Source organism: Caballeronia sp. (assembly GCF_049581465.1).
GTDB lineage: Bacteria > Pseudomonadota > Gammaproteobacteria > Burkholderiales > Burkholderiaceae > Caballeronia.
Window position 1 is genome coordinate 1 of the sequence record NZ_JBAUSA010000842.1, and the last position, 2,538, is coordinate 2,538.

The 2,538-nt window shown below is 58.8% G+C and carries 4 protein-coding genes and 1 pseudogene; 2 read left to right on the forward strand and 3 right to left on the reverse strand.

What is annotated here, in order from left to right:
* A pseudogene (locus WCA53_RS20655) lies at positions 1-243 on the forward strand (short-chain dehydrogenase/reductase); the annotation flags it as partial.
* Between the two features lie 33 nt (positions 244-276).
* On the forward strand, positions 277-1,365 hold the full coding sequence (locus WCA53_RS20660; RefSeq protein ID WP_423915015.1) for an NAD(P)H-dependent flavin oxidoreductase: 1,089 nt from the start codon (positions 277-279) through the stop codon (positions 1,363-1,365).
* 136 nt (positions 1,366-1,501) lie between these two features.
* On the opposite strand, the gene WCA53_RS20665 is transcribed toward WCA53_RS20660, so the two are convergent.
* The 3 genes from WCA53_RS20665 to WCA53_RS20675 form a co-directional block, all read right to left on the reverse strand.
* Positions 1,502-1,924, reverse strand: coding sequence for a VOC family protein (locus WCA53_RS20665; RefSeq protein ID WP_423915017.1), 423 nt, complete (start codon positions 1,922-1,924; stop codon positions 1,502-1,504).
* 163 nt (positions 1,925-2,087) lie between these two features.
* On the reverse strand, positions 2,088-2,318 hold the full coding sequence (locus tag WCA53_RS20670; protein WP_423915020.1) for a tautomerase family protein: 231 nt from the start codon (positions 2,316-2,318) through the stop codon (positions 2,088-2,090).
* A gap of 82 nt (positions 2,319-2,400) precedes the next feature.
* Positions 2,401-2,538, reverse strand: a 138-nt coding sequence (locus tag WCA53_RS20675; RefSeq protein WP_423915022.1) for an SDR family oxidoreductase, incomplete at its 5' end; no start/stop codon positions are given.

Sequence of the window (2,538 nt, forward strand, 5' to 3'; positions counted from 1 at the left end):
ATCGACGACTACGACTCGGTGTTCAAGCCGATTCGCCGGGCCCGTGCGGCCAAGGACGGGAAGCAGGCAGGCGATCCGGCCAAGGCGGCGCAGGTCCTGTTGGATATCATCGAAAACGATAACCCGCCGGTTCATCTGGTACTCGGCAGTGATGCGTTGAGCTTCGTCCGGGATAAGTTGTCCGGCCTGCAGAGTGAAATCGACGCGTGGGAATCAGTTTCGAAATCGACTGACTTTTCCTGATCGACGTCCACCCCTATTTGAAGAGGAAGCCATATGACTAACCAGACATTGCTGCGTTTGCTGGGCATCGAAAAGCCGATCATTCAGGCGCCAATGGCCGGTGTTAGCACGCCCGCGCTGGCTGCTGCTGTATCCAATGCAGGTGGTCTGGGCTCGTTGGGCGTTGGAGCGATGAACGCTGAAGGAGCCCGTAAGGTGATCAAGGCGACACGCGCACTGACGCCAAAGCCCTTTAACATTAACGTGTTCTGTCATAGCCCTGCGACGTCCGACGAAGCGCGCGAGCGGCAATGGTTGAACTGGCTCGCGCCGCACTTCGAAAAATACGGGGCTACGCCGCCGGCATCATTGTCGGAGATCTACACGAGCTTTGTCGCGGACCCGGCCATGGTGGAGGTTTTCCTCGAAGAGAAGCCCGCTATCGTCAGCTTCCACTTCGGTTTGCCGCCTTCTGAAGTCATTGCCGAACTGAAAAAAGCCGGCATCAAGCTCCTCGCTGCTGTGACAAATCCGAGGGAGGCTGCGCAGGTTGCAGCGGCGGGTGTCGACGCGATTGTGGCGCAAGGGATCGAGGCGGGCGGACATCGCGGTGTCTTCGATCCGGATGCGTTCGACGATCGGTTGGGCACGTTTGCATTGACGCGCCTGCTGGTCAAGGCGTTCCAGCTACCTGTTATCGCTTCGGGTGGGATCATGGACGGGGCGGGGATTGCAGCGGTATTGGCGCTGGGCGCTCAGGCTGCACAACTGGGAACCGCCTTTGTCGCGTGCCCGGAAACATCGATTGATGAAGGTTACCGCCGCGCAATCCTGAGTGAGTCGGCTCGCCACACAACCTTTACGGCTGCTATCTCGGGGCGGGTCGCGAGAGGCATGGTGAACCGTTTTACGGAACTCGGCAGCGACGCGCAGTCACCGAAGCCGCCCGTGTATCCGACCGCCTACGATGCAGGAAAGGCGCTTCACGCCGCAGCGAAAGCCAAGGGGGAATTTGGCTACGGCGCGCAGTGGGCGGGCCAGGCGGCGGCTCTCGCCAGGTCGTTGCCTGCGGCTGAGCTATTTGCCCAGCTAGAGAACGAACTGAAGGACAGCGTCAGGGAGTTGCAGCAGTATGGGAGCTAAGTAGGCTTACATGACAACGCCCAGGCGCATAGGCCTGGGCGTTGTCGACGCGCCGGTCATTGCCTGTGCGTTTGCAACATGGGCACTGAGATTACTTTAGATATTTACGGAACCCAAGTACGCGGCAAACTTTCGCTCAGGCGGCCTGGATTCGCGGATCAAAATCAAATTCGATCCTGATGCCACCCGGTTCGTACACCATCGTGTGACGCTTCGGGCCTGGGCCCAGGTTCTCTGGTGCGAACTCGACCACTACTCCCGGCCATGCAGAGACGCGGGCGAAGATTTCGCTGAGAGCCTCTTCGCTACCGACCCGTAAACCGATGTGATGCAGACCCACGTTCGTCTTGCGGTCGAACTCCACACGGTTCGTCTGGTTCTTGACCTGCCAAAGCGTCAACAAGCTGCGTCCATCGGACACAAAAGCCGCTGGGTAGTCGGGCTTCTCACCGACTTGTGTCCAGCCCAGGCAATTGATGAAGAAGTCACGGGTGACATTCAGATCAGGGACCGTCAGGCCAAGGTGGTCGATGCCAAGCGTCAAGGGTTTAGCAGTCATTCGCAAGCTTTCCTTTTAAGTCGTCCAGTTCGACGGGACACGCGTAACAATCCGTACGATACACCCAATGTAAGCGTCGGTTACGCATGCACGCAGTCCAGCGCACGACGTGCGCTGGACCAGAACCACGGCGCACGAACTGGCGCTCAGGTCTATCTCAGGTTTATTTCTGAGCTAGCTGCTTGCGATACTCGGCGACCGGCAGTCCGCCGAAGCCCCAGTTCTCCAACTCCACCTCTTCGATGACAACAAACGTCGCCGCGAGTGGCTTGTTCAATACGTCGAGCAGCAACTGACTCACGCCCTTGATGAGCTGTGCCTTTTCATCTGCTGTGACCGAGTCCGTGCCGGGCTTGGTGCCCTCGCGGGTAACCTGAATTGTGACCATAGGCATGTGTCGTTCTCCTTTAGTGCGATTGACGAAACGAGCGCCGGCTAGCGGCGCTCGAAATTGCTTAGTGCTTAGTGCCTAACGCTTAGTGGCCTGCGCTTTGGCCGCCGTCGACGTGCAGGATTTCGCCCGTCACGAACGGTGCCGAATCCAGATACAGGACAGCGTCCACGATATCGCTCATCTCGCCCATATGCCCCATCGGGTGGAGACCCCCGAGTGC